This is a genomic window from Clostridia bacterium (assembly GCA_012841935.1).
In the GTDB taxonomy this organism is placed as follows: Bacteria; Bacillota; Peptococcia; order DRI-13; family DTU073; genus DUTS01.
Genome location: DUTS01000088.1, coordinates 1 through 1,809, shown reverse-complemented (window position 1 = coordinate 1,809; position 1,809 = coordinate 1). Strand labels below are relative to the sequence as shown.

Annotated in this window: 3 protein-coding genes; all 3 read right to left on the bottom strand. The window is 36.8% G+C overall.

All coding sequences use genetic code 11. The features are described 5' to 3' along the window. Positions 1-163 (bottom strand): hypothetical protein (locus GX687_04955; protein HHX96787.1); only part of this gene is annotated, 163 nt, incomplete at its 3' end. A gap of 10 nt (positions 164-173) precedes the next feature. Continuing rightward, a complete protein-coding gene (locus GX687_04950; protein ID HHX96786.1) occupies positions 174-899 on the bottom strand; it encodes a Flp pilus assembly protein CpaB in 726 nt (241 codons plus the stop codon). Further along, on the bottom strand, positions 899-1,809 hold a 911-nt coding region (locus tag GX687_04945; protein ID HHX96785.1), incomplete at its 5' end, for a hypothetical protein. The genes GX687_04950 and GX687_04945, both read right to left, overlap by 1 nt.

Genomic DNA, 1,809 nt, shown 5'->3' with positions numbered 1-1,809 from the left:
CTTGATCAGCTGGTTCATCAAGTTCACCCATAATTTCTAATTGATATAATTCATTTAAAGTAATTAAATCTTGGGCAGCCCAATGACCCTCAGCAGCAAAAACCTGGGGTGTTAAAGAAAAACAAATAAACATTAAAAGTATACTAATGATTTTACGTGACACCTTTTTCCTCCTATCCCTCCACAGCCCAACCGGCAAAAATTTCACTGCGAAAACCTACAGGTAACAAATAAATAGTACCTTTTTCATTATAATAAACCAATTTTTTGGCTGTGGTTTGTTGATTCTTATGTAATTTTAAAACAACTACCGCCGGAATAGCCTCACGACTATCTTTTTCAATTGGTGCCGCCTGAGCATTCTTTTTATCCACCACCAACAAATTGGCCAATGCTGGTTCCTCAAGACAACTGATTACCTGATCTTCTTCCTCCATTCCTTTAGCTGGTAAATGAACAATAGCCTCCACCAAAGAACCGGGAATTACTAGATTAGCACAACTTTGGACTAAATTAGTATTAATAGCTATTAACATAGACTCCTCATTTGTTAGTGCGGCCATTTTTCCCCAAGCGGTAAAATGGTCGCTTGATAACTTCTCTGTACAAAGTAAATCTCCTGCTCCAAAACCTAAATCTGTAGTATAATAGGGCGAATCTTGCCAAAACTCCTCTAAATCTAAAACAGCATCATCTGGAACAATTGCTTGTGGAATAGTCATTACGGCTAAATCTTCTTTAGATAGCAAACTATAAGGTGGTACTTTTTTAGTAACCATCACCACCTCCATTGTCGCGGTATTTTTCCGCAAATAAGCTTGATTTAAAAAATAGGATAATAAAAAAACACCACAAAAAGTTATAATCACAAGCAATATTCTTCCCTTTCTTCCAAACATTAAAGCACACCCTCTCTAATTTTATTCCATATAGCTTGTGTTCTTCTGAACTCTTCAGCATGTTTAACCACATTAGCCCTATATTTTTGAAACTCATTCAAAATTAATAAAAATTTTGGTTGTTGAAAATACCTGGCCAATTTAGGCAAAGTAAGTTCAAGTTTGCGAGCAACACTATTCATTTTATCTTGATAGACATCCCTTTGTGTTAAATAAATCAATAAAGGTTTATAGCGTACCCAACCTACACAAGCTCTATAAAAACGTGCCACAACCCGTTTGTTGTCTCCTTTAATTAAACGCAATTTAGTCGGTAGAACACCCTCTAAAAGATGATTATAAGCGGCAAAGCCATCGTGAAAGGTATAACAGGGTACCCGTAAAACCCGATGCTTACTTAAACAAGTACTGTAAAAAGCATCCTCACCCCGGGCCCCAGGAGGATTATAAAAAGGAAAAACTCTGTCCGGATTTTTTAAATTAAGACACAAATTAGAACCGGCGATAAACTTGGTACCCTTTATCTCTGGTACTTCTTGAGCCTGCTTGGCTGTCAAAACAGCAGTGTCGGCATAAGTGACACCCCCATTTTCCATGACCTCTTTTACTTTTTCCCAATTTAAAATATCATTACTGATGGCCTCTATAAAAGTACGAAAATCAGCTTCACTCAAATCACTATTATAATTCAAATAAGGAATAGGAGAAATATAACCACAGTGATAACCACTGGTAACATCTGCCTCACGAATATATTGAAGATGAGTGGTCACTCCCTGCTGACCACCCCAAATAACCGAATTGCGAGTATTGGTAACCGCAACCGGATATTCATCATCATCAAAATAAAGCAAACAATCCATCTGATGTTTTAAAGCACTATATAAAATGGCATTACGCAAACTAGCAT